We start from the raw sequence: 24,969 nt of genomic DNA, 5'->3' as shown, positions 1-24,969 counted from the left end.
AATTCACCCCATCGGCCGTTTCCGGGCACGGCAGCACCGACCGCCCGCGCGACCCTTGGATGTCCCGTTGCCCAGGTTCAGTGTCATCGTCCCCGTGTACCGCGTTCAGGCGTATCTGCACGAGTGCCTGGAGTCGGTGCTCACCCAGTCCTTCATGGACCTCGAACTGGTGGCCGTCGACGACTGCTCACCGGACGCCTGCGGGGAGATCATCGACGAGTTCGCGGCCCGCGACCCGCGCGTGCGCGCCGTCCACCTGAGCGAGAACCGGGGTCTGGGCGCCGCCCGCAACGCCGGGATGGCACAGGCCAGTGGCGAGTACCTGCTCTTCCTGGACAGCGACGACACCCTCACTCCGGACGCGCTGTGGGCGATCGCCGCCCGGCTGAAGGAGACCGGCGACCCCGACCTCCTGGTCTACGGCTTCGCCCGCACCGACTGGACCGGCCGGGCCGTCCGCGACGACGTCACCGGCCCGCTGCGCCAGGACGGCCCGGCCCCCTTCCGGCTGGCCGACCGCCCCGGGCTGCTCAGGGTGCTGATGGTGGCCTGGAACAAGGCGTACCGCCGGGACTTCGTGCGGCGCGAGGGCCTCGCCTTCCCGGACGGCTACTACGAGGACACGCCCTGGACGTACCCGGCGCTGCTGGCCGCCGGATCGATCGCCACCCTGGACCGGGTGTGCGTGCACTACCGGCAGCGGCGGCGGGGCAGCATCCTGGGCACCACCACCCGCCGGCACTTCGACGTCTTCGCGCAGTACGACCGGGTGTTCGCGTTCCTGGACCGGCGGCCCGAACTGGCCTGCTGGCGGCCGGTGCTGTTCCGCCGCATGATCGACCACTTCACCACCGTCTTCACCCGCCCCGGCCGGCTGCCGCGCGGCTGCCGCGCCGAGTTCCTGCGCCGGGCCCGCACGTACTACCGCCGCTACCGCTGCCCGGGTGCCCGGCCGGGTCCGCGCCCCCGGCTGCGGCACGCCCTGGTCCGGCTCGGCCTGCACCGCACGTTCCGCCTGCTGCGGCTGGTGATGACCCTGCGCCGCCGGGCCGCGAAAACCGCCCTCACCGCGCTGCTGGCGCTGCGGGCCGCCCTGCTCCGGGCGCACTACCGGATCCAGCTGTGCCTGCCGCTGCGCGAGGACCGGGCGGTGTTCGCCGCGTACTGGGGGCGCGGGTACGGCTGCAACCCCGGCGCGCTGGAGGCGGCGTTCCGCGAGTTCGCGCCGCACATCCGCACGGCGTGGGCCGCCCGCCCGGGCCACCACGGCACCCTCCCGCCCGGCACCCGCCCGCTGACCTGGGGCTCGGCGGCGTACTGGACGGCGCTGGCCCGCTCCAAGTACCTGGTGAACAACGTCAACTTCGACCGCCGCCTGGTCAAGCGGCGCGGCCAGGTCTTCGTGCAGACCCAGCACGGCACGCCGCTCAAGCACATGGGCCTGGACCTCCAGGAGCGGCCCGCGGCGGCCCGCGGCATGGACTTCGCGGAACTGCTGCGGGGCGTCGACAAGTGGGACTACGTCCTGTCGGCCAACCGGCACACCACCCTGACCTGGGAACGCGTCTACCCCGGCCGCTACACCACGCTGGAGTACGGCTACCCGCGCAACGACGTCCTCCAGCGGGCGACCGAGCAGGACGTGACGGCGCTGCGCGCGTCGCTGGGCGTCCCGGACGACGTGGTCGCGCTGCTGTACGCGCCGACCCACCGCGACTACCGCCGCACCCAGCGCCCCGCTCTGGACCTGGAGCGCCTCGCCCGGCGGCTCGGTCCGCGCTTCGTAGTCCTGGCCCGCGCCCACTACTTCCAGGACGGCCCGCTCACCCCCGCGCACGGCGGTCCCGTGCCGGACGGTCCCGCCCCGGGCGCTCCGGGCGCTCCGGACGCTCCTGCCCAGGACGCACAGGCCGCGCCCGCACCGGGCGGCCGGGTCATCGACGTCAGCGCGCACCCGAGCGTCGAGTCCCTGTGCCTGGCCTCCGACGTCCTGCTCACCGACTACTCGTCGATCATGTTCGACTACGCCGGCCTGGACCGCCCGATCGTCGTGTACGCCGACGACTGGGAGGCGTACGAGGCGGCCCGCGGCACCTACTTCGACGTCCGCGCCCACCCGCCCGGCGCCGTCGCCCGCACCCCGGACGAACTGGCCGGCATCCTCACCGGCGGCCACTGGCGCGACTCCCGCTCCGCCCGGTCGCGGGCCGCCTTCCGCGAGCGGTTCTGCCCCCACGACGACGGACGCGCCGCCGAACGGGTGGTGCGCCACGTGGTGCTCGGCCAGACCGACCAGGCGTCCGGGCTGCCGCCCGTCGTGCCGCTCGCCGGGCGCCGCCCGGTGCCGTCGCGGGCCGCCACGGCCCAGGCCCCTTCCCGGCTGGCCACCGTGCCCCCGCCCGCGGGCCCGCAGAGCGTCACCGAGAAGCACTGACCGGCGAGAGCCCGCGACGAGAGTCCGCGGTCACCGGCCGCGACACGAGTCACCGACCAAGAGCCCCCGAAGGAAGAGCCGCATGCCGCGCTTCAGCATCATCGTCCCGTCCCACGGTGTGGCGGGCCGGCTGTCCCTGGCGCTGGACTCCGTCCTCGCCCAGTCCTACGGCGACTTCGAGCTGATCCCGGTCTGCGACGGCCCCGGCGCCCCGGCCGCCGACGTGGCCGCCGCGCACGCCCGGCGGGACTCACGGGTGCGGCCCGTGCACTCGCCGCCGTCCGCCGGGCTGGGCGGCGCGCGCAACGCGGGGACGGCCGCCGCGACCGGCGCCTACCTGCTGTTCCTGGACGGCGACGACGTGCTCACGCCGGGCGCGCTGACCGCGCTGGCCGGGCGTCTGGCGCAGACCGGCGACGTCGACGCGCTGTACTTCGAGCACGAGCGGATGCCCTGGTGGGAGGGGCTGCCCCGGCCCGCGGACCCGCCCGGGGCCCTCCCCGCCGGCCTGCCCGCCGGTCTTCCCGACCCGCTGCCCGAGCAGGCCTTCGCGCCCGCCGGCGCCCCCCGGCTGACCGGTGTGCGGCTGCCCGCGTGGAGCGCCGCCTACCGCCGTGCCTTCGTGACCGGCCACCGGCTCGCCTTCCCGCCCGGGCACCACACCGACCTCGCCTGGGGCGGTCAGGTGGTGCTGGCCGCCGAGCGGATCGCGGTCCTGCGCCGGGTCGTCGTACGGCATCTGCTGCGCCGGCAGGGCAGCCGGCTCGAACTCCCGGGCGAGCACCAGTTCGACCTCCTCGACCAGTCGGAACGGGTGCTCGTCCGGGCCAGCGAACAGGGTCTGTCCGCGGAACGGTTCGCGGCGCTGTTCGCCCAGGTCATGGAGGTCGTGACGGAGACGGCCCGGCACCCGGCGCGGGTGCCCGCGGGCCGCCGCCGCGCCTTCTTCGACCGGGCCCGTCTGCTGGACCGCCACCACCGCCCGGCCGGGTTCCGCCCGCCCGCCGGCCACCCCGCTCCGCCGCCCCGGCTGCCCGCGCCCCTGGCCCACCCGGTCTTCCGTGTGCGCGCTGCCGCCGCCGGGGCCGCCGGGCGGGCCGTGCGGGCGGGCGCCGGCGCCGCGTCCGGCCTGCGCGCCGTGCGCACGCGCCTCGCCTACCGGTGGCACCTGCGCCGGCCACTCGACGACGGCCTCGTCGTGTACTGCGCGTACTGGGGCCGCGGTTACGCCTGCAACCCGGCCGCCCTGCACGCCAGGGCCCTGGAACTCGCCCCGCACCTGCGGGCGGTGTTCCTGGTCGAACCCGGCCACGAGCACACCCTGCCCGAGGGCGTCGACCACGCGCTGATCGGCAGCCCCCGCGCCTGGAAGGTGCTGGCCCGCGCCAAGTACCTGGTGAACAACGCGAACTTCCCCGACGCCGTCGTCAAGCGGCCCGGCAGCGTGCACGTGCAGACCCAGCACGGCACCCCGCTGAAGACGATGGGCTGCGACCAGTCGACGTACCCGGTCGTCGCGGCGCAGTCGGGCAGCTTCACCAAGCTGCTGCGGCGCGTGGACCGCTGGGACCACAACCTCTCCTCCAACCGGCACTCCACCGAGGTGTGGGAGCGGGCCTTCCCCGGCGCGTACGAGACCCTGGAGTACGGCTATCCGCGCAACGACCTCCTGCTGACGGCCGGTGCCGAGGACGTGGCCCGCGTCCGCCGCGCGCTGGGCGTGCCCGAGGGGGCGACGGCCGTCCTGTACGCCCCCACCCACCGTGACCACCACACCGGTTTCGAACCCGGCCTGGACCTGGAAGAGTTCTGCGCGGCGGCCGGCGACGACGTCGTCGTACTGCTGCGCGCCCACTACTTCTACGACCGGGGCGGCCGCGCCGGCAGCGGGCGGGTCATCGACGTGACCGCGCACCGCTCCACCGAGGAGGTGTGCCTGGCCGCCGACGCGCTGGTCACCGACTACTCGTCGATCATGTTCGACTACGCCAACCTGGACCGCCCGATCGTCGTGTACGCCGACGACTGGGACGTGTACCGCCAGACGCGGGGCGTCTGTTTCGACCTGCTCGCGAGCCCGCCGGGCCCGGTGGCGCACACGCCCGGGGAACTGGCGGCCCTCTTCCGCGACGGCTCCTTCGCGGGGGCCCGTTCGGCGGCGCTGCGGGCGGCGTTCCGGGAGCGGTTCTGCCAGTTCGACGACGGCCGGGCCGCCGAACGCGTCGTGCGCCGGGTGTTCCTCGGTGAGCCCGAGGCGGCGCTGCCGCCGGTGATCCCCCTCGCCGCCCGTGTCCCGGCCCCGGCGGCCGTGCCCTTCACCAGGACCGGCGTGCCCGCCGTACGGTCCGCCGCCCCCTTCGTGAGGAGCTGACGAGAGCAGTGCCCCGCTTCAGCGTCATCGTTCCCTGCTTCAACGTGCAGGGTTTCCTGCGCGAGTGCCTCGACTCGGTCCTCGGGCAGTCCTTCCGGGACATCGAGGTGATCGCCGTCGACGACCGCTCACCCGACGGCTCGGGCGCGATCCTCGACGAGTACGCCGAACGCGACCCGCGCGTGCGCGTGCTGCACCTGCCGGAGAACGTCGGGCTCGGCCGCGCCCGCAACGCCGGGATGCCGTCGGCCACCGGCGACTTCCTCTTCTTCCTCGACAGCGACGACACCCTCACCCCGGGCGCGCTGCGCGCCATGGCCGACCGGCTGGCCGAGACCCGCGACCCCGACGTGCTGGTCTTCGACTACGCGCGCACCTTCTGGTGGGGCGGGACGCGGCGCAACGCCCTGGCGAGGGTCCTGGCCGAGGCGGGCGAGGGGACGTTCGCGGCGGCCGAGCGGCCGGAGATCCTGGACCTGCTCATGGTGGTGTGGAACAAGCTGTACCGGCGCGACTTCGTCGAGGCGCACGGCTTCACCTTCCCGCCCGGCTACTACGAGGACACCCCCTGGACCTTCCCGGTCCTGCTCACCGCCGGCCGGATCGCCGTGCTGGACCGGATCTGCCTGCTGTACCGGCAGCGCCGGCAGGGCAACATCCTGTCCACCACCAGCCGCAAGCACTTCGACGTCCACGACCAGTACGAGCGGGTCTTCGCGTACGTGGACGCGCACCCGGAGCTGGCCTCCTGGCGGCCGTACCTGCACCGCAAGATGGGCGAGCACTGCCTGGACATCCTGGCCAAGCCGGACCGGCTGCCGCCCGCGGACAAGGCCGAGTTCTTCCGCCGGACGGCCGAACTGTTCCGCGCGCACCGGCCCGCGGACGCGCCCGTGGACGGCACGGTCGCCGCACTGGAGGGCAGCTGGGCCGCCTACCGGCTGCGACGGCAGGCCGCGCGGGCCGGACGGGAGCTGGGCCGGCGGGCGCGGCAGGGCCGCCGGGTGGCGGCGCGCGGGGTGAAGGGCGGCTGGGCCGCGCTGCACACCCGCCGGCCGCTGGACGAGGACCTCGTCCTGTACTCGGCGTTCTCGCACCGCGGGGTGCTCGGTGACCCGGCGGCCGTGCACCGCAGGGCGAAGGAGATCGCCCCGCACCTGCGCGGGGTGTGGGTGGTGCGCGACGCGGAGCAGGCGCGGCGGGCCGGACTGCTGCCGCCCGGCGTCGAGTACGTGCTGCCGGGCACCCTGCGCTTCCGTGAACTCGCGGCGCGGGCCGGGTACTTCGTCAACAACGTCAACTGGCCCGACGTGCCCGCCAAGCGTCCCGGCAGCGTCCACATCCACACCCATCAGGGAACCCCGCTGAAGTTCATGGGCGCCGACCTGCTGGCCAAGCCGGGCGCCCGGCACGGCCTGGACGTCCCGGGCATGCTGCGCCGCGCCGACCGCTGGGACCACAGCCTGGTCGCCAACCTCCACTCCGAGCTGGTCTGGGAGCGGGCCTACCCGTGCCGTTTCGCCTCCGCGCGTACCGGGAGCCCGCGCAACGACGTCCTCGTGCGGGCCCGTGCGGGGCAGGGCGGCGAGCCGGGGGCCGCGGTGCGCGCCCGGCTCGGCATCCCGGCGGACCACACGGTGGTGCTGTACGCGCCGACGCCGCGCGAGTACCGGCGCGGCGGGTACGCCGAGCGCTTCGAGGCGGCGCGGCTCGCCGCGGACCTGGGCGAGGGGCACACCCTCGTCGTCCGGCTGCACCCGTCGCTGGCGAACGGCCCCGCGCGCGGCCTGGGCCTGGCCGAGCTGCACCGGCGCGGTGTGCTGGTGGACGCGACGGACGAACCGTTCGTCGAGGAGGTGATGCTCGCCTCCGACGTCCTGGTCACCGACTACTCCGCCCTGATGTTCGACTACGCCGCCCTGGACCGGCCGATCGTGCTGCACGCCGACGACCTCGGCGCGTACACGGCGAGCCGCGGCCTGTACGTCGACATCACCGCCGAGCCGCCGGGCCACGTGGCGCGCTCCTACCGGGAACTGGCCTGGCTGCTGGCGTCGGGGAGCTGGCGGGACGCGGAGTCGGCACGTCTGCGCGCGGCCTTCCGGGCCCGTTACTGCGCGTTCGACGACGGGTGGGCGGCGGAACGGGTGGTGCGCACGCTGATCCTCGGCGAGCGGGACTGGACCCCGCCCGGCCCCGCCGCGTCCGGCACGGTCGCCGCGGCCGCGCCGCCCGCCGCCGCCCAGGTGCCCGCCCAGCTCTCCGGCCACGGCCGGCTCGCCCCGTCATGAGGGCACGCGCCCGGGCGCGGGAGGCGGCGGCCCGTCTGCGCGGGCCGCGCGGCTGGGTCCTGCTGTTCGCCGCGGTGTTCGCGCTGCTCCAGCTCGGCACCGTCACCGGCCGGGACACGCCCGACACCAAGAACTACCTGTCCTACGCCCTGAGCCTCGGCGGCGCGGACAAGCGGGAGACGGCGGCCGTCACGATCGACTACGCCTGTGCGGGACGGGCCGCCCGCGCCCGCCGCGAACACCGTGTGGACGTACTGCGCTTCCGCACGCCGAGCCCGGCCGCCCGGGTGGCGAAGGAGTGCCGGGACGGGCTGTGGCGCACCGTGGACGCGCGGCTGCGGGCCGGGCAGCGGGGCGGGCACACCCTGCCGTTCATGCCGGTGCGCTTCATGCGGATCTTCGAGGTACGCCCCGGCTACCCGGTGTTCCTGGTCCCCTTCGTCACCGTCCTCGGGGCGACCTGGGGCCTGTGGGCGGCGGGCGTGACCGTGACGGTGGCGGGCGGCGTCCTCGTGTACCTGCTGCTGCGCCGCCGCCGGGTGCCGGTGCCCCTGGCGCTGACCGGCCAGGCCCTGTACTACGTCCTGCCGTGCGGCACCACCGCCATGCGGCCGATGACCGAGGGCCTGATGACGGCGCTGACCCTGGCGGCGCTGTGGGGCTGCGCGCTGGCTCTGGACGGGCGCGCCCGGCTGGGGCCGGCCGTGGTGGCGGGCGCCCTGCTCGCGCTGTTCACGGTGAAGCACTCCCAGGCGCTCTTCCTCGGGCTGTGCCTGGCCGCCGCGGGCGCGCTGACCGTCCTGCGCCGGCGGGCGCGGCCCGGACCGGCCCGGCGCGCGGTCGCGGCGGTCACGGCGGTGGCGTGCTGCGCGGTCGCCGGCACCCTGCTGGTGGCGCGGGCGCTGCACTACCCGTCCGAGTACGACAGCCTCCAGGACCTGCTCACCGGCCACTACGCCCGGCCCGACCGGGCCCGCCCGTGGTCCGAGCTGCTGCACCTGGAGCTGGACTTCTGGCGGGAGTGGCTGCGCCGTCAGCTGTGGCAGCCGCTGTTCGCGGCACTGCTCGCCGCCGGCGCCTGGGGTTCCCTCGGAGCCCGCCGACGTGCCGGTCCCACGCGGGAGCGGGCCTTCGGCGCCTTCGTCGTGGCGGCCGCGTGCACCGGGTTCCTCAACCAGGCCGCGCATCCCGACATCACCGTGTGGGGCGAGCGGCTGATCGTGCTGGCCTGGCTGCTGCCGGTGCTGGGGCTGCCGCTGCTGCTGCACGCGCCGGCCCCGGGGGCGCCCCGGCCGGCGGGCATCCCGGGACCCCGCGCGCGCAGCGCGGCCGGCGAGGAGCGCAGCCCGGAGGGGACCGTCACTCGATGACGAGTTCGACCGGGATGTTGCCGCGGGTGGCGTTGGAGTAGGGGCAGACCTGGTGGGCCTGCTCGACCAGCTCGCGGCCGGTGGCCGCGTCCACGGTGTCGGGCAGTTCGATGCGCAGGGTGACCGCGAGGGCGAAGCCCTCCCCCTGCTTGCTGAGGCCGACCTCACCGGTGACGGCGGCGTCGCTCACGTCCGCCTTGGCCTTGCGGCCGACGAGGGCGAGGGCGCTGGCGAAGCAGGCCGCGTACCCGGCGGCGAAGAGCTGCTCCGGGTTGGTGCCCTGTCCGTCGCCGCCGAGTTCGGCGGGCGGGGCGAGCTGCACGTCCAGCTTGCCGTCGGAGCTGAAGGCGCGGCCGTCACGGCCGTGGGTGGCGGTGGCGACGGCGGTGTAGAGCGCGTCCATGGAGAACCATCCCTGTCATTGCGTCGAGGAGCGTGTGCCGTCCGCGGGCGCCTGGGGCGCCCGGTCCGGACGACCATGAGTAGAGCACACAATTAAGTTGTACACAACTGAATTACGCCAGAGGTACCCTGGGCGCATGACGACCGAGGCACCGCGGACCCCCGCCCCCGACGAGGAGTGGCTCCACCTGGACCACCAGGTCTGCTTCGCGCTGCACGCCGCCTCGCGCGCCTTCACCGGCGTCTACCGCGGCCTCCTCAAGGAGCTGAACCTCACCTACCCGCAGTACCTGGTGATGCTGGTGCTGTGGGAGCAGGGCGAGACCCCCGTCAAACGGCTGGGCGAGCGCCTGCGCCTGGACTCCGGGACCCTCTCCCCGCTGCTCAAGCGCCTTGAGGCAGCGGGCCTGGTGACCCGGGAGCGCAGCGCGCGCGACGAGCGGTCGGTCCAGGTGCGGCTGACCGGCCAGGGCACCGCCCTGCGCGAGCGGGCGGCCCGGGTGCCGCACGCGATCATGACCGCGACCGGCCTCTCCGCCGAGGAGGCGGCGGACCTGCACCTGCGCCTCGCCCGGCTCACCGAGGCCCTGGACACGGCGGCGGCCGGCCTCCCCGGCTGACCCTCCCGCACCCGCACCCGCACCCACGCCGACACCCGCCGGTACCCGCCCGCACCGACACCCGCACGGGCACCGGCACCGGCACGGCACGGCACGGCACCGACCCGGTATGCCCGATCAGGCACGCTCGGCGACCTCTTACCGGTGATTTGCCCGCGTATCGACTGGGGCACGGCATTCGCACGCATTACGATCCGCCGTGATGAGTGCCTTCCGGAGCGTGCCGCGTGCCCTGATCCGCCTCTCGGCGGAACACCGCCTCCTCACCCTGACGGCCGCCTGGCTCCTCACCCGCGCCCTGACGCTGTGGCTGCTCGCCCACGACACGCTGCCCGGCCTGGGCGGGGGCGCGGTGGCGCGCGAGGTGTGGAAGCTGTACCACCACTGGTACCTCGTCCTCTCCCACGGCGCCTTCCCGGCGCACGACACGCTGTGGCAGTACCCGCCGGGCGCCGGACCGGTCCTGCTGTCGCCGGCGCTGCTCCCCTGGCTGACGTACTTCCAGGCGTTCGTCGCCCTCACCCTGGCCGCCGACGCGGTGATCACCCTCGCACTGGCCCGCGCGGGCACCCGGCCGGGCCGCAGCCTGCGCGGCGCCGGCTACTGGACGCTGGGCCTGCCGCTGCTGCTGCACGTCCCGCTGGCCCGCTACGACATCCAGGTCACCGCCTTCGCCGTGCTGTCCCTGCTGGCGCTGCGCCGCTCGCCGCGCGCCTGCGGCACGCTCGCCGCGCTGGGCGCGCTGGTGAAGGTGTGGCCGGCCCTGGTGCTGCTGGGCACCCCCCGGGGACGCACGACACGCTCCGCCTGGATCTGGGCGGCCGGGACCGGGGCCGCGGGCGCGCTGGTCCTCGCCGGGACCTTCCGCAACCCGCTGGCCTTCGTGCGCCAGCAGGGCGGCCGGGGCGTGCAGATCGAGTCCTTCGGCGGCACGGTGCTCGCCTTCGCCACCCACGCGGGCTGGCCGGGCGCCGTGCGCTACCAGTACGGGGCGCTGGAGTTCACCGGACCGCACGTCACCACCGTGGCACATGTCTCACTGGCCCTGTCCGCGGCGGCCTTCGCCCTGCTGCTCCTGTGGCGGGTGCGGGCACGGCACTGGACCCCGGCCACGCCCTGCGACGCCGCGCTGAGCGCCGTCCTGCTGTTCACCGTGACCAGCAGGGTGATCAGCCCGCAGTACATGGTCTGGCTGCTGGGACTCGCCGCGGTGTGTCTGACCTCACGGCAGACCACCCAGCGCCCGGTGGCCACGATGATCGCCTGCGCCTGCCTGGTCAGCGCGATCGCCTACCCGACGCTCTACAGTCAGGTGGCGGACTGCACGTGGACGGGTTGTGTGTTGATGCTGACCCGCAACGGCCTGCTGGCCGTGGCCACGGTAGTCTCGTTCGTCCGGCTGTGGCGCTCGACGAGACCCGTGGTGCCCCGCAGACAACCCGAGCAGGACCCGCACCGTCTTCCGTCCGGGACACTGAGTTCCACTTAACGGGAGATTACCGACCACACCTACGATATTCGGCCGTGGACTCCATGCACCTGCACCCGCAGCAGAACCCGCACGTCAGCGTCGTCGTCATCGGCTTCAACGATGTCGACCGCATAGCGCACGCGGTACGTTCCGCGCTCGTCCAGGGCCCCATGGTCCGCGAGGTCGTCGCCGTCGACGACTGCTCCACCGACGGCACCCACGAACTGCTCAGACACCTCGCCGAGGACGAGCCGCGGCTGCGGGTGATCCGGCGCGAGACCAACAGCGGCGGCTGCGGCAGCCCGCGCAACACCGGCATCGACGCGGTGACGTCGCCGTACCTGATGTTCCTCGACAGCGACGACGTGCTGCCGCCGGGCGCGGTCGACGCGCTGCTCACCACCGCCGACCAGGAGGACGCGCAGGTCGCCGGCGGACTGTGCGTGCGCCGCGAGCTGCCCTCGGGGCGCGAGGTGCCCTGGCAGGGCGAGCTGTACGCGGACACCACCGTCCTCGCGCACCCCGTGCAGCAGCCCGGGATCGTGCACGACACGCTGTGCGTCAACAAGCTGTACCGCACCGCCTTCCTCCGTGAGCACGGCATCCGCTTCCCCGAGGGCCGCTTCCCCTACGAGGACATCGTGTTCACCGCACGGGTCCTGGCCGCAGCGCCGCGCATGGCCTTCGTCCCGGACCAGGTGTACGTGTGGAACGTACGCCGCTCCGCCGAACAGCTGTCCATCTCCCTGGACCGGGCCCACGTCGAGAACTGGCAGGCCCGCACCGAGGCGAACCGGCAGGCGTACGAGATCCTGCTGAACGCCGGGCAGAAGGAACTGGCGCGCTCGGCCCGCGCCAAGTTCCTGGAGCACGAGCTGCGCATGTACGCGCGCGAGCTGACCCTGCGCGACGCGAAGTACCGCCGCGCCTGGTGGTCCCACACCCGCACCTACCTCCAGGGATACGACGCCGGGGACTGGACGGCCGAGCCGACCGCGCCCGGCCATCTCATCGCCCGGGTCGTGCTGGCCTCGCCCGAGCCGCGCGACCTGCCCCGGCTGAAGGAACTGGCCGCCCGGCCAGCCCGGCTGTGCCCGCCCTACGCGCGGGACGCGGACGGCGTCCCCGTCTGGTCGGACGACCTGACCGAGCTGACCCTGGAGCCCTACCTGTCCTGGCCGGCGCACCGGCTGCCGCTCACCGTGGACGCGGCCCTGCGCCCCCGCGCGCGGGGCGCCACCCTGCTGCGGCTGCGCCTGCACGAGATGTACGGCAGGGTCGCGGCCGCGAAGCCGCGCACGCTGGAGGTGGAGTGGCTGCACCGCGAGGCGGGCCGCGTCGCGCAGCGCGCCACCGTGGCGCTGCGGCCGGACGCCGGTGACACCTGGCGGGCCGACACGGTCGTGGACCTGGCGGCCCTGGGCGCCGGGACGTGGGACCTGCGCCTGCGGGTGCTCTTCGCCGACGGCACCTGCCGCGAGGTGACCGCTCACGCCTGGGCGGACACCGGACTGCTGCGCCGCAGCGTCGTGCCGAGCCTGCGGTTCGGCGTCCTGCTCGTCCAGCCCTACGCCACGCACTCCGGCGCCCTGGCCCTGCGCCTGGCCACCGGCTGGCGCGGCGCCACCACGGTCCTGCGCGGCAGGCTCCGCCGCCTGCTGGGCCGGGGAACCGGAACCGGATGACGGCCTGCACGCATCCCAGCTGACGAGCACCACCGCACCACCTGCACCGCCTACACCACTTGCACCACAGCACCACCTGCACCACAGCACCACCTGGGCCAACTGATGAGGAGACGCCCGCAATGACCTGGCTGATCACCGGCGGCGCCGGCTACATCGGAGCGCACGTCGTCCGTGCGATGACCGAAGCGGGCGAGCAGGCCGTCGTCTACGACGACCTGTCCACGGGCATCGCGGAGCGCGTCCCCGACGGGGTCCCGCTGGTGGTGGGCTCCACCCTGGACGCCGACCGGGTGGCGCGGACCCTCACCGGGCACGGGATCACCGGCGTCGTCCACCTCGCGGCGAAGAAGCAGGTCGGCGAGTCGGTGGACCTGCCCCTGCAGTACTACCGGGAGAACGTGGAGGGCCTGCGCGTCCTGCTGGAGGCGGTGACGGCCGCCGGCGTCGGCGCCTTCGTGTTCTCCTCCTCGGCGGCCGTCTACGGCATGCCGGACGTGGACCTGGTCACCGAGGAGACCCCGTGCGTGCCCATGTCTCCGTACGGGGAGACGAAGCTGGCCGGTGAGTGGCTGGTCCGGGCCACGGGCCGGGCCGCGGGCCTGTCCACGGCCTCCCTGCGCTACTTCAACGTGGCGGGCGCGGCGGCCCCGGACCTGGCGGACACCGGGGTCTGCAACCTCGTCCCCATGGTCTTCGAGAAGCTGACCGAGAACGCGGCGCCGCGCATCTTCGGCGACGACTACGCCACCCCGGACGGCACCTGCGTCCGCGACTACATCCACGTGGTGGACCTCGCGGAGGCCCACGTGGCCACGGCCCGCGCGCTGCGCGCCACGCCCGGACTCGAACTGACCCTGAACATCGGCCGCGGCGAGGGCGTGTCGGTGCGCGAGATGATCGACACGATCAGCGCCGTCACCGGGCACCACCGCCCGCCGACGGTCACCCCGCGCCGCCCCGGCGACCCGGCCCGCGTCGTGGCCTCCGCCGACCGCATCGCCACCGAACTCGGCTGGAAGGCCAAGCACGACGTCCACGACATGATCACCTCCGCCTGGGAGGGCTGGCTGCGCCACCACCCGGAGGCGGCCCGCGACTGACACCCGCCGGCCTGCCGCCGTGACCGGCCCCGCCCGGACCGGACGCGCCGTGGGCGCCCTGCTCGGCTCCGCCGTCGGCGACGCCCTCGGAGCCCCCTTCGAGTCCGGCCCCGAGCGCGCTCTCACCCGCCGCTTCCCGCACGGTTCGACGGAGCCGGCCGGCCGTGCCCCGGCCTCGCCGTCCGGGCGCTGCGCACCACCGCCTCCAGCGAGGACGCCGTGCACGCCGCCGCCGGCCTCGGCGGCGGCGCGGACACCGTGGCGGCCGTCAGCGGCGGCCTGCCCGGTGCCGTCCACGACGCCGGTGCCGTCCCGGCCCGGTGGACCGACGCGCTGCACGTGCCGCTGCCCGGCTGGGGCGGCCGGGAGCCGCGCTCACCCGGGCTGACCGCGCCGGGGCGGTGCCCGGCGGCCGTCACAGCGCCTTGAGCGCCTGAGCCGTCCCCCGGGCCAGGCCGCCGAGATACCCCTTGGGGAGCTTCGGGCTGCGGATGACGACGGCGCGCCAGTACAGCGGCCCGGAGATCAGGTCGAGGGCCAGGTCGCGGTCGAGTCCGGCGCGGACCTCGCCGCGCTCCTCGGCCGCCGCGAGGATGCTGCTGGCGACGCCCTCCTGGCCGTCGCGCAGGGCCTTCTGCACGGCTTCGGCGAGGTCGGGGTTGCGGGCCGCCTCGGCCTGGAGGTCGGGAAGGATCTGCGAGGCCACGGGGTGGCGCAGGGCGCGCGAGGTCACCTCGTACAGCAGGCGCAGGTCCGTCTCCAGGGACCCGGTGTCGGGTGCGGGCAGGCCCTGGACGGCGAGCGCGGAGACGACGTCGAGCACCAGGTGCAGTTTGGAGCGCCAGCGGCGGTACACCGCGGTCTTGCCGACGCCCGCGCGCCGCGCGATGCCCTCGATGGACATGCGCGCGTAGCCGACGGCCGCCAGTTCCCCGAAGACGGCGGCCCGGATCGCCTCCGTCACGTCCTCCCTCAGCACGGCCGCCCCCGCGGGAGCACGGCGGCGCTGGGACGTCTGGGAACCGCCGGCGTTCGTCGTCATGGGCTCCAGCATAGGGCGTGACGACGAAACGGTTGCGTTGCGACGTCACTTGGGCCTACGCTCACGTTGCGACGATACGGTTCCGTTCCGACGTAAGAGAACGTGAAGAGAACCGTAAGGAAACGGGTGGTGGACACGGAGCCCGCTCCCGCGCCCCCTCCCCCCGAGCGAAAGCAGCGGATGTGAGCCAGGTCCTCCACACACCGCCCCCCGCCCCGGCCCAGGCCGAGGACGACCTGGGGGCGCTCGCCGCCCGCCACGGCCTGTCCGTCAGCGGCGCCCGCCCCACCCTGCCCGCCTACGTGCGCGAACTGTGGGCGCGGCGCCACTTCATCACCGCCTTCGCCACCGCCAAGCTCACCGCCCAGTACAGCCAGGCGAAGCTGGGCCAGGTCTGGCAGGTCGCCACCCCGCTGCTGAACGCGGCGGTCTACTACTTCATCTTCGGCGTCCTGCTCGGCACCAGCCGGGGCGTCTCGGACTACATCCCGTTCCTGGTCACCGGCGTGTTCATCTGGACGTTCACGCAGAGTTCGATCATGGCGGGCACCCGGGCGATCTCCGGCAACCTGGGCCTCGTACGGGCCCTGCACTTCCCGCGGGCCGCGCTGCCGATCTCCTTCGCGCTCCAGCAGCTCCAGCAGCTGCTGTTCTCGATGGCCGCCCTCGTGGTGATCCTGCTCTGCTTCGGCGTGATGCCCGCCGCCTCCTGGGCGCTGGCCGTGCCGGTGCTGGTGCTCCAGTTCGTCTTCAACGCGGGCGTGTCCATGGTCGTGGCCCGGATGGGCGCGAAGACCCCGGACATCGCCCAGCTGATGCCGTTCCTGCTGCGCACCTGGATGTACGTCTCCGGTGTCATGTGGAGCATCGACGCGACCCTCAAGCACAGCAGCATGCCGCACATCGTCAAGACGCTGCTGGAGATCAACCCGGCCGCCGTCTACATCGACCTGACGCGCTTCGCGCTCATCGACAGCTTCAAGGCCCACCAGCTCCCGCACCACGTGTGGGCGTACGCCGTGGGCTGGGCGCTGCTCGCCGGCGTCGGCGGGTTCGTCTACTTCTGGAAGGCCGAGGAGAGGTACGGACGTGGCTGAGCAGACCAGCGAGAAGGTCCCCACCGTCGTCGCCGACCAGGTGGACATCGTCTACCGGGTGCACGGCACGGGCGCCGGGCGCGGCTCCGCGACCGCCGCGCTCCACCGCATCGTGCGCCCCGGCAGGGCGGAGAAGGCCGCGGGCGTGCGCCGGGTGCACGCGGTGAAGAAGGCCTCGTTCGTCGCGTACAAGGGCGAGGCGATCGGCCTCATCGGCACCAACGGCTCCGGCAAGTCCACCCTGCTCAAGGCCATCGCGGGCCTGCTGCCGGTGGAGAGCGGCAAGATCTACACCGACGGCCAGCCGTCCCTGCTCGGGGTCAACGCGGCCCTGATGAACGACCTCACCGGCGAGCGCAACGTCCACCTCGGCGGCCTGGCCATGGGGATGTCCCGCGAGCAGGTCAAGGCGCGCTACCAGGAGATCGTCGACTTCTCCGGCATCAACGAGAAGGGCGACTTCATCACGCTGCCGATGCGGACGTACTCCTCCGGCATGGCGGCGCGGCTGCGCTTCTCCATCGCCGCCGCCAAGGACCACGACGTCCTCCTCATCGACGAGGCGCTGGCCACCGGCGACCGCAAGTTCCAGAAGCGCTCGGAGGAACGCATCCGCGAACTGCGCAAGCAGGCGGGCACGGTCTTCCTGGTCAGCCACAACAACAACTCGATCCGCGACACCTGCGAGCGCGTGCTGTGGCTGGAGCGCGGGGTCCTGCGCATGGACGGCCCCACCGACGAGGTCCTCAAGGCCTACGAGGCCTTCACCAGCGGGAAGTCCTAGGTCCTGTCGTCACATTCCCGTCGTCCGCCCGGAGGGCGGGCCTCGCGGCGTCAGGTGCGTGCTCTCGGCGTGCCGGGCCCTGACCCTCGTACTGGACGTACTCGGGTCCGGGCCCGGTGCGGCGAGAGTGCGTGCATGGCGTCGCGAGGCAGGCGGGAACTTGACGACAGGGCCTAGGGACGGACGGCCCCCGCGCGCCCCGGCACCTCGCGCCGGGACCGGGGCGCGCGCGGGCCGGGCTCACGGCACCACGGCGTACAGCACCTGTCCGCCCGGCCCGTGGGCCACCGGCCGCAGGCCGGGGTCCCGGCGCGGTTGCCTGCCGTCGACCACCCAGCGCACGCGGTACGCCCGCAGGATGTCCCGGCGCGCCCCCCGCGGGGTGCCGCGCGCGAAGTAGCGCTGCACGGCCCGCGCCCGCCGCGCCTCGTCCGGCAGGAAGAACTCCGGGTAGCCGGGGACGACGGTGTAGGCGCCGTAGGCCGGGATCAGCCGGGACGGGACGTCGCGGGCCATGACCACGTCCCCGTACCTCACGTGCGGTGTGATCCAGTGGTACCCCGCCCACGGGGCCGTGTAGTGCACGGCGAGCGCCGCCGGCAGCGCCGCCCGGCCCACGACGTAACCGAGCACACCCGCCTGCGTCCACGCGCCCAGGGCGAGCGCGCCGGCCAGGGCCCAGGCCCACCCGGTGCGCACCGCCTTCCGGCCCCGGCCGACCACCTCCAGCGCGACGGCGAGCTGCGCCGGGACGATCGCGGCGGGCAGGGCGCGGCCCCAGGAGTAGTGGCCGCTGACGAAGCCCGCCGCGCACACCAGCGCGCCCAGCGCGAAGAAAAGCGCCAGCGGATCCCACCGGTCGCGCCGCCACCGCACGGCCAGCGCGGCCACCCCGAGCAGCACCAGCCAGTACCGGCCCGCGAAGTCCGTGTACAGCGCGCGGTGCACGCCCTCCAGGTCGCGCCCGGCGGCGAACAGCGCGAAGAAGTCGTAGTACGGCCACAGCCACAGCACCAGCAGCCCCAGCGCGGCCGACGCGGCGATCCTGGGCCACTGCGCGCGCGGCGGCCGGGCGGCGATCACCAGGGCGAGCGCGCCCAGCGTGTCGACGATCCCCGTGAACTGGTGGCAGAGCAGGATCACCGCCCACAGCGCCCCCAGGCCGAGCCACACCTCCCACCCGGCCGGCGCGCGCAGGGACCGGGTGAGCCACGCCCAGTGGTGGAAGGCCAGGCCGAGCGCGAACACACTGGGGTACGAGACCGTCAGCGCGAGCGAGTTGAGGGAGACGAAGCCGCTCCAGTTGATGAGGGCGGTCCCCCACAGCAGCACCAGGCTCAGCGCGGCCAGGGCGGGCGCGGCCGGGTGCGCGCTCAGCGTCCGCACGTACCGGCGCACGCCCGTGACCAGCAGCGTCAGTCCGGCGAGCGCGGCCAGCCGCAGCACGACGAAGACGGACCAGCCGCTCAGACGGGCGACGGAGCCGAGCAGCAGCATCCACGGCGAGTAGTAGGGGCTCGGGGTGTCGGTGTCGACGAGCGGGTTGCCCGGGTGCAGCAGGCTGTGGCGCAGGCGTTCGATGGTGGCCGCGTGCATGCCGAGGTCACCGGCCCAGGGCAGTCTGACGATCACCAGGAGCAGCAGCACGACGAGCAGCGCGGCGGCCGTCCGGGGAGCGGCGGAACGTTTCACGAAGACCGGCGGCCGGGACATCGCACGGCCGGCGGGACGTACCTCGGGCGGCGCGGCGCGCATCATCGTGCCGGAATTCCCTGCGTCAGACTCTTCGCTGTATTTCCGGCCGGACGGTCCCCGGCGAGGTGCACAGTCACGCGCGACACTTTATCCGAATGATCTCGAATAACAGGAAAAGGTAAATTCACCGTGCGTCGTTTCCTAAACGACCGCAAGAAATCAGCATGAGGGCGCCCCGGGCTTTTGACGGCCCGGGGCGCCCTCGTCGGCTGTGCGGGGGTGCTAGCCGTGCGACCCCAGCAGCGTCCGCATCGTCCGCATGGCCACCGAGAGGTTGGCCAGGTCGAACGCGTCCGAACCGCGGATCTCCTCCAGCGTGATACGGGCCCGGGAGAGGATCGGCGCGTTCTTCGTCTCCCACACCTTGAAGCGCTCCTCCGGCGTGGACGTGCCGTTGCCCACCGCGAGGACGTCCGCGGTCAGGGCCGCGTGCGCCGCGTACAGGTCCTCACGGATCGCCGCGCGCGCCATGGACTGCCAGCGGTCGGCGCGCGGCAGCTCGATGATGCGGTCCATCAGCTGGGTGATGGCGAGCCGGTCGGCCAGGTCGTAGTACACCTCGGCGACGTCCATCGCGTCCTTGCCCATGCGGTCGGCCACCGAGACGATGTCGAGCGCCGGGAAGGCCGAGGAGAACCCGGCCACGCGGGTGGCCAGCTCGTCCGGGACACCGGCCGCGGACAGCTCGTCGTAGACCTGCTGGTACCACTCCAGGTCCGCGCCCTTGATCAGCTTGGGCAGCTGGGCCCACACCTGCTCGACCCGCTCGGAGAAGAACTCGACCGTCTCGCCGAGCTGCAGCGGCTGCGGCCGGTTGTTCAGCAGCCAGCGCGTACCGCGCTCCACCAGCCGGCGCGAGTGCAGCCGGATCCGGGTCTGGACGTCGGCCTCGACCTTGTTGTCCAGGGCCTCCACCGCGTCCCACACCGGCGCCGAGCGGAAGATCGCGCGGGCCACGGTCTGCGCCCGGACGATCTCCTCCAGGGACGCCCCGGTCTCCTCCCGCAGCCGGTGCAGATACGTCGTACCGCCGGTGTTGACCGTGTCGTTGACCAGGACGGTCGTGGTGATCTCGCGGTTCAGCGGGTGGTTGTCGATCTGCTCCGCGAACCGCTCGCGCAGCTGCGTCGGGAAGTAGGCGTGCAGCAGCCCGCGCAGATACGGGTCGTCCGGCAGCGAGGTGCTCAGCAGTTCCTCGGCGACCGTGATCTTCGTGTACGCCAGCAGGACGGCCGTCTCCGGACCGGTCAGGCCGTTCCCCGCGTTCAGCCGCTCGCGGATCTGGCGGTCGGTGGGCAGGAACTCCAGCGCCCGGTCCAGATGACCCTCGCGCACCAGGTGCTTCATGAAGCGCTGCTGGGCGTGGACCATGTCCTTGGACTGGGCGAGGGCGTTGGCGATCGCCGTGTTCTGCGCGTAGTTGTTGCGCAGCACCAGCGCGCCGACCTCGTCGGTCATCTCGGCGAGCAGCTTGTTGCGCTGCTTGACGGTCATGTCGCCGTCCGTGACCAGCCCGTTGAGCAGGACCTTGATGTTCACCTCGTGGTCGGAGGTGTCCACGCCCGCGCTGTTGTCGATGGCGTCGGTGTTGACCCTGCCGCCGGCCTGCGCGAACTCGATCCGGCCCAGCTGGGTGCAGCCCAGGTTGCCGCCTTCGCCGACGACGCGGACCCGCAGGTCCTTGCCGTCGACCCGGATCGCGTCGTTGGCCTTGTCGCCGACGTCGCCGTTGGTCTCGGTGGACGCCTTGACGTAGGTGCCGATACCGCCGTTCCACAGCAGGTCCACCGGGGCCTGGAGGATGGCCCGCATCAGGTCCGCCGGGGTCAGCTTGGTGACCTTGGAGTCGATGCCGAGGGCCTCGCGGATGTGCGCGTTGACCGGGATCGACTTCAGGTTGCGCGGGAAGATCCCGCCGCCTGCCGACAGCAGCTCGGTGTTGTAGTCGGCCCAGCTGGAGCGCGGCAGGTCGAACAGGCGGCGCCGCTCGGCGTAGCCGGTGGCCGCGTCCGGGTTCGGGTCGATGAAGATGTGCCGGTGGTCGAAGGCGGCCACCAGGCGGATGTGCTCGCTCAGCAGCATGCCGTTGCCGAACACGTCACCGGACATGTCACCGATGCCGACGACCGTGAAGTCCTGCGACTGGGTGTCGACGTCCAGCTCACGGAAGTGCCGCTTGACCGACTCCCAGGCACCGCGGGCGGTGATGCCCATGCCCTTGTGGTCGTAGCCCGCCGAGCCGCCGGAGGCGAACGCGTCGCCGAGCCAGAAGTCGTAGGACTCGGCGACCTCGTTGGCGATGTCCGAGAACGTCGCCGTGCCCTTGTCGGCCGCGACCACCAGGTAGGTGTCGTCGCCGTCGTGGCGCACCACGTCCCGCGGCGGGACGACCTCGCCCGCCACCATGTTGTCGGTGATGTCGAGCAGCGCCGAGATGAACGTCTTGTAGCTGGCGATGCCCTCGGCGAGCCAGGCGTCCCGGTCCACGGCCGGGTCGGGCAGCTGCTTGGCGACGAAGCCGCCCTTGGCTCCCACCGGCACGATGACCGTGTTCTTCACCATCTGCGCCTTGACCAGGCCCAGGATCTCGGTGCGGAAGTCCTCGCGCCGGTCGGACCAGCGCAGACCGCCGCGGGCGACCTTGCCGAAGCGCAGGTGCACGCCTTCCACGCGCGGCGAGTACACCCAGATCTCGTACGCCGGACGCGGCGCCGGCAGGTCGGGGATGGCCTGCGGGTCGAACTTCATGGAGACGTAGTCGTGCGGCCGGCCGGCCTCGGTCTCCTGGAAGAAGTTGGTGCGCAGCGTCGCCTTGACGACGGTGAGGAAGGAGCGCAGGATCCGGTCCTCGTCCAGCGAGGCCACCTGGTCCAGGGCCGCGTCGACCTCTTCGAGCAGGGCGTCGACCAGCTCGTGCCCGGCGCGCTGCCGCTCGGGCGCCATCCGCGCCTCGAACAGGGAGACGAGCAGACGGGTGGTGTGGACGTTGTTGCGGAGGGTGTCCTCCATGTAGTCCTGGCTGAACGTGGAGCCCGCCTGGCGCAGGTACTTGGCGTAGGCGCGCAGCACCATCGCCTGGCGCCAGCTCAGCCCGGCGCTCAGCACCAGCGCGTTGAACCCGTCGTTCTCCGCTTTGCCGGTCCAGGCGGCGGCGAAGGCGTCCTGGAACCGCTCACGGGCGTCGTCGGCGAGGTAGTCACCGGCGCCGGCGACCGCCTTGGGCATGCGCAGACCGAAGTCGTAGATCCACGCCGTCGTACGGTCCGCGCAGCGCAGCTCGTAGGGCCGCTCGTCGGTGACCTCCACGCCGAGACGGCTGAGCACCGGCAGGACCTGCGAGAGGGAGACCGAGCCGCCCTTCTGGTAGATCTTGAAGCGGCGTTCCTCGGGGGCGGCGCCCACCGGCTCGTACAGGCTGAGCGCGAACGTCTTGTCCTCGTCCAGCTGCTCCAGGTTGACCAGGTCGGCGACCGCGGCGCGCGGCGTGTGGTCGGCCTTGTAGCCCTCGGGGAACGCGGCGGCGTAGCGGCGCATCAGCTCGGCGGCGCGCTCCTCGCCCAGCTCGGCGGTGAGCGCCTCGGAGAAGGCGTCGGCCCAGGAGCGGGCGGCCTCGACCAGGCGGGCCTCGATGCGCTCCTTGTCGGCGTCGGACAGCTCGGGCAGCTCGGTGCCCTGCGGGACGCGGACGACGAAGTGCAGCCGGGAGAGGATCGACTCGGTGTTCCAGGCCGTGAAGTCGACGCTGGTGCCGCCCAGCTCCTCCTTCAGGATGTCGATGATCCGCAGGCGCACACCCGTGGTGTAGCGGTCGCGCGGCAGGTAGACGAGGGCCGAGTAGTAGCGGCCGTACTCGTCCTGGCGCAGGTACAGGCGCAGCCGGCGGCGCTCCTGGAGGTACAGCACCGAGGTGGCGATCGACTGCAGCTCGGCGGCCGGGGTCTGGAACAGCTCGTCGCGCGGGTAGGTCTCCAGGATCTGGAGCAGGTCGCGCCCGTCGTGGCTGTTGGGCGAGAAGCCGGCGAGCGCCAGCACCTCGTCGACCTTGCGGCGGACGACCGGGACCCGGCGCACCGACTCGGTGTACGCCGCCGACGAGAACAGGCCGAGGAAGCGGCGCTCCCCGATCACCTCGCCCTGGTCGTTGAACTTCTTGACGCCGATGTAGTCCAGGTAGGACGGCCGGTGCACGGTGGCCCGGCTGTTCGCCTTGGTCAGCACGAGCAGCTTGTGCTCGCGCGCCTTGGCGCGGGCGTCGGCGGGCAGCCGCTCGAAGGACGGGCTGACCGGGTGGGCGTCCTCGCCGGCGTGCTGCGGGTCCGAGCGCAGTATGCCCAGACCGGTGCCGGGGACGGCGGCCAGCGTGTCGTCCTCCCGCAGCTGGTACTCGCGGTAGCCGAGGAAGGTGAAGTGGTCGGAGGAGAGCCAGCGCAGCAGCTCGCGCGCCTCCTCGACCTGCGGCCCGGGCAGGTCGGCGGGGACCGGCTCGTCGGGCAGGCCCTCGGCGATGCGGGTGGCCGCGTCGCGCATCTTCTCCCAGTCCTCGACGGCCTCGCGGACGTCGGAGAGCACGCGCAGCAGGTCGGCGGTGATCTGCTTGAGGTCGGACCGGTCGGTCTCGCGGTCGACCTCGACGTGGATCCAGGACTCGACGTGGGCGTCGTGCGGCAGCGGTTCGCCGGCCGGTCCGGCGGGCAGCACGTCCAGGAGCTTGCCGGTCAGGTCACGGCGGACGACGAACTGCGGGTGGACGACGACGTGGATGCCGCGCCCCTGCCGGGTCAGCTCGTTGGTGACCGAGTCCACGAGGAAGGGCATGTCGTCGGTGACGACCTCGACGACGGAGTGGCTGCACGTCCAGCCGTTCTCCTCGACGGTCGGGGTGTGCACCCGCACGTTGGCCGTGCCCTGCGGGCGGTTCTCGGCCAGCCGGTAGTGCGAGAAGGCGGCTCCGAAGACGTCGACCGGGTCACGGTCGGCGAGGTCCTCCGGGGCGGTGTGCAGGTAGTAGCGCTGGAGGAAGGCGAGTACGGAGTCCCGGTCCGGGGTGCCCTCGCCCGCCATACCGGCCGGGAGGTGCCCCCCGGCCGGACTGTTCTCAGCTACCCGAACGGCCCTTTCGAGCAACTCGGCCTTGGCTTCGTCCAGCTTGGTCTGCATTGTCCTCTGACTCCTGTCGCGCGCCGTTGCGTGACGTTGAAGGAAGTACGGTCTCTGCCCTTCCGGCGTGCCGTGGCGGTCCGGGGTGTCCGGCCCTTACCGACGCTATGCCGTGAGGTGAGATGAGCGGGGGGTTATCGGCCATCTTCGACGCATCCGAGGGGTGTGACCCTGCTCTCGGTGGCGCCGCCGGGAACCGGCCCGGCGTCCTGGAGGCCCTGGGGGTGGTCCTGGCGACCCCGTCCCGCCCGGGAGGACCAGCGACCGCCGCCCGGTCACGGATGTGGTCCGTGCACACCGGGCGCAGAGCGGAGGCGAGCGCGCCCCCGCGAACTATCGCGCTGATCACGCCACCAGGCTATCGCTCTTCACGGGTGCCCCGTCATGAGCCGTATGTGTACAAAACCGGGGGTGGAACTTTGACGTTCTGCACAGGGTGCGGCGGGGTGGGGTGGTGGTGGGGCGCCGTGGGGTGCCTTGCGGGACGGTTGCGGCCTGTGGGGCGGCGCCGGGCCGGGGACGTCGAGGGGCTGCTGCGGCCTGCGGGGCCGGTGCGTCTTGTGGGCGGGGCGTGGTGCGGGGACCGCCGGCCGCGGGCCCGACTGTCACGGTGGTCACACCCGACGCGTCACGCCGCCGCCGCGAGGCGCTGCGCCTCGGTGACCGCCTCCCGGAGCGTGTCCACCACCGGAGCGCCGGCGCCCTCCAGACTGGCCCGGCTGTGCGACCCGCCGGTGTACAGCACCGCCCGCGCCCCCGCGTGCCGCGCGGCCAGCGCGTCGTCGGCCGCGTCCCCTATCACCACCGTGCGCGCCGGGTCGACCGCCTCGGCCAGCGCGCCCAGGTGGCGCACCATGTGCTCGGACTTGCTGCCCCCGGAGGGCCCGGTCCGCCCGTCGACGCGTATGAAGTGCGCCTCGATCCCGAAGCCCCGCACCAGCGGGACCAGCTCCTCATGGCCGTACATGCTGAGGATGGACTGGCTGTGCCCGGCCGACGTCCACCCGGTGAGCAGCTCCACCGCGCCCTCGGTGAGCCCGCAGCGGGTCCGGTGCACGGTGTAGTGCCGGTGGAAGGCGTCGTCCATCAGCCGCCACTCGGCGTCCGTGGGCAGCCGTCCCATCAGCCGCTCGTAGAACTTCGGCACGGGCACGCAGTACAGCGCGCGGTACCGCTCCAGCGTGATCGGTTCCAGGCCCAGTTCGGCGAAGGCGGCGTTCGTCGCGCCGATGATCGCGTCGTTGTCGTGGAACAGCGTGCCGTTCCAGTCCCAGACGATGTGCGCACCTGACTGCATCCCCATACCGGAGAACGTACCCGCAGCCACTGACAACCGGACCGGGAAGGGGCCGGGGTGGGACGGACCGGGGCGGCGCCGACGGACCGG

The 24,969-nt window shown here is 73.3% G+C and carries 15 protein-coding genes and 2 pseudogenes; 12 read left to right on the top strand and 5 right to left on the bottom strand.

Going from position 1 to position 24,969, the window contains the following annotated elements:
* The first annotated feature begins 67 nt into the window (after window positions 1–67).
* From AC6I72_RS19260 to AC6I72_RS19245, 4 genes are all read left to right on the top strand, one after another.
* A complete protein-coding gene (locus AC6I72_RS19260; RefSeq protein ID WP_498002245.1) occupies window positions 68–2,434 on the top strand; it encodes a bifunctional glycosyltransferase/CDP-glycerol:glycerophosphate glycerophosphotransferase in 2,367 nt (788 codons plus the stop codon).
* Window positions 2,435–2,516: 82 nt separating this feature from the next.
* Window positions 2,517–4,805, top strand: a complete 2,289-nt coding sequence (locus AC6I72_RS19255; RefSeq protein ID WP_498002244.1) for a CDP-glycerol glycerophosphotransferase family protein — start codon at window positions 2,517–2,519, stop codon at window positions 4,803–4,805.
* A gap of 8 nt (window positions 4,806–4,813) precedes the next feature.
* A complete protein-coding gene (locus tag AC6I72_RS19250) occupies window positions 4,814–7,096 on the top strand; it encodes a bifunctional glycosyltransferase/CDP-glycerol:glycerophosphate glycerophosphotransferase (RefSeq protein ID WP_498002243.1) in 2,283 nt (760 codons plus the stop codon).
* The gene (locus AC6I72_RS19245) at window positions 7,093–8,466 is read left to right on the top strand and encodes a hypothetical protein (RefSeq protein WP_498002242.1); all 1,374 of its coding nucleotides are present in this window, start codon (window positions 7,093–7,095) and stop codon (window positions 8,464–8,466) included. Before AC6I72_RS19250 ends, AC6I72_RS19245 begins: the two co-directional genes overlap by 4 nt.
* Here AC6I72_RS19245 and AC6I72_RS19240 read toward each other — a convergent pair.
* A complete protein-coding gene (locus AC6I72_RS19240) occupies window positions 8,456–8,869 on the bottom strand; it encodes an organic hydroperoxide resistance protein (protein ID WP_037862593.1) in 414 nt (137 codons plus the stop codon). The genes AC6I72_RS19245 and AC6I72_RS19240 overlap by 11 nt on opposite strands.
* A gap of 136 nt (window positions 8,870–9,005) precedes the next feature.
* Between AC6I72_RS19240 and AC6I72_RS19235 the strand changes: the two genes are divergently transcribed.
* From AC6I72_RS19235 to AC6I72_RS19210, 6 genes and pseudogenes are all read left to right on the top strand, one after another.
* A complete protein-coding gene (locus AC6I72_RS19235) occupies window positions 9,006–9,488 on the top strand; it encodes a MarR family winged helix-turn-helix transcriptional regulator (protein ID WP_498002240.1) in 483 nt (160 codons plus the stop codon).
* A gap of 202 nt (window positions 9,489–9,690) precedes the next feature.
* Window positions 9,691–10,977: a glycosyltransferase 87 family protein gene (locus AC6I72_RS19230; protein WP_498002238.1), complete on the top strand. Its 1,287-nt coding sequence runs from the start codon at window positions 9,691–9,693 to the stop codon at window positions 10,975–10,977.
* A 44-nt stretch (window positions 10,978–11,021) separates the two neighbouring features.
* Window positions 11,022–12,644: a glycosyltransferase family 2 protein gene (locus tag AC6I72_RS19225; protein ID WP_498004741.1), complete on the top strand. Its 1,623-nt coding sequence runs from the start codon at window positions 11,022–11,024 to the stop codon at window positions 12,642–12,644.
* Window positions 12,645–12,766: 122 nt separating this feature from the next.
* Window positions 12,767–13,747: a UDP-glucose 4-epimerase GalE gene (galE, locus tag AC6I72_RS19220; RefSeq protein WP_498002237.1), complete on the top strand. Its 981-nt coding sequence runs from the start codon at window positions 12,767–12,769 to the stop codon at window positions 13,745–13,747.
* Window positions 13,748–13,766: 19 nt separating this feature from the next.
* Window positions 13,767–13,844 (top strand): annotated as a pseudogene (locus AC6I72_RS19215) (ADP-ribosylglycohydrolase family protein); the annotation flags it as partial.
* 86 nt (window positions 13,845–13,930) lie between these two features.
* Window positions 13,931–14,176 (top strand): annotated as a pseudogene (locus tag AC6I72_RS19210) (ADP-ribosylglycohydrolase family protein); the annotation flags it as partial.
* On the opposite strand, the gene AC6I72_RS19205 reads toward AC6I72_RS19210, so the two are convergent.
* Complete coding sequence (locus AC6I72_RS19205) at window positions 14,163–14,789, bottom strand: TetR/AcrR family transcriptional regulator (RefSeq protein ID WP_498002235.1); 627 nt, start codon at window positions 14,787–14,789, stop codon at window positions 14,163–14,165. The pseudogene AC6I72_RS19210 and the gene AC6I72_RS19205 sit on opposite strands and share 14 nt — an antisense overlap.
* A 182-nt stretch (window positions 14,790–14,971) precedes the next feature.
* On the opposite strand from AC6I72_RS19205, the gene AC6I72_RS19200 reads away from it, so the two are divergent.
* On the top strand, window positions 14,972–15,886 hold the full coding sequence (locus tag AC6I72_RS19200; protein WP_498002233.1) for an ABC transporter permease: 915 nt from the start codon (window positions 14,972–14,974) through the stop codon (window positions 15,884–15,886).
* Window positions 15,879–16,670 (top strand): ABC transporter ATP-binding protein, encoded by a 792-nt coding sequence (locus AC6I72_RS19195; protein WP_498002230.1) that lies wholly within the window; start codon window positions 15,879–15,881, stop codon window positions 16,668–16,670. The genes AC6I72_RS19200 and AC6I72_RS19195 overlap by 8 nt, the downstream gene beginning before the upstream one ends.
* Before the next feature lie 240 nt (window positions 16,671–16,910).
* On the opposite strand, the gene AC6I72_RS19190 is transcribed toward AC6I72_RS19195, so the two are convergent.
* From AC6I72_RS19190 to AC6I72_RS19180, 3 genes are all read right to left on the bottom strand, one after another.
* A complete protein-coding gene (locus AC6I72_RS19190) occupies window positions 16,911–18,425 on the bottom strand; it encodes a hypothetical protein (protein WP_498004740.1) in 1,515 nt (504 codons plus the stop codon).
* 222 nt (window positions 18,426–18,647) lie between these two features.
* Window positions 18,648–23,582, bottom strand: coding sequence for an NAD-glutamate dehydrogenase (locus tag AC6I72_RS19185; protein ID WP_498002228.1), 4,935 nt, complete (start codon window positions 23,580–23,582; stop codon window positions 18,648–18,650).
* Window positions 23,583–24,210: 628 nt separating this feature from the next.
* Complete coding sequence (locus tag AC6I72_RS19180) at window positions 24,211–24,885, bottom strand: HAD family hydrolase (RefSeq protein ID WP_498002226.1); 675 nt, start codon at window positions 24,883–24,885, stop codon at window positions 24,211–24,213.
* Between the last annotated feature and the right edge of the window lie 84 nt (window positions 24,886–24,969).

The organism is Streptomyces sp. Xyl84, from assembly GCF_059731885.1.
Note: the sequence above shows the minus strand (reverse complement) of the source record. Positions and strands in the feature narration are given on the sequence as shown.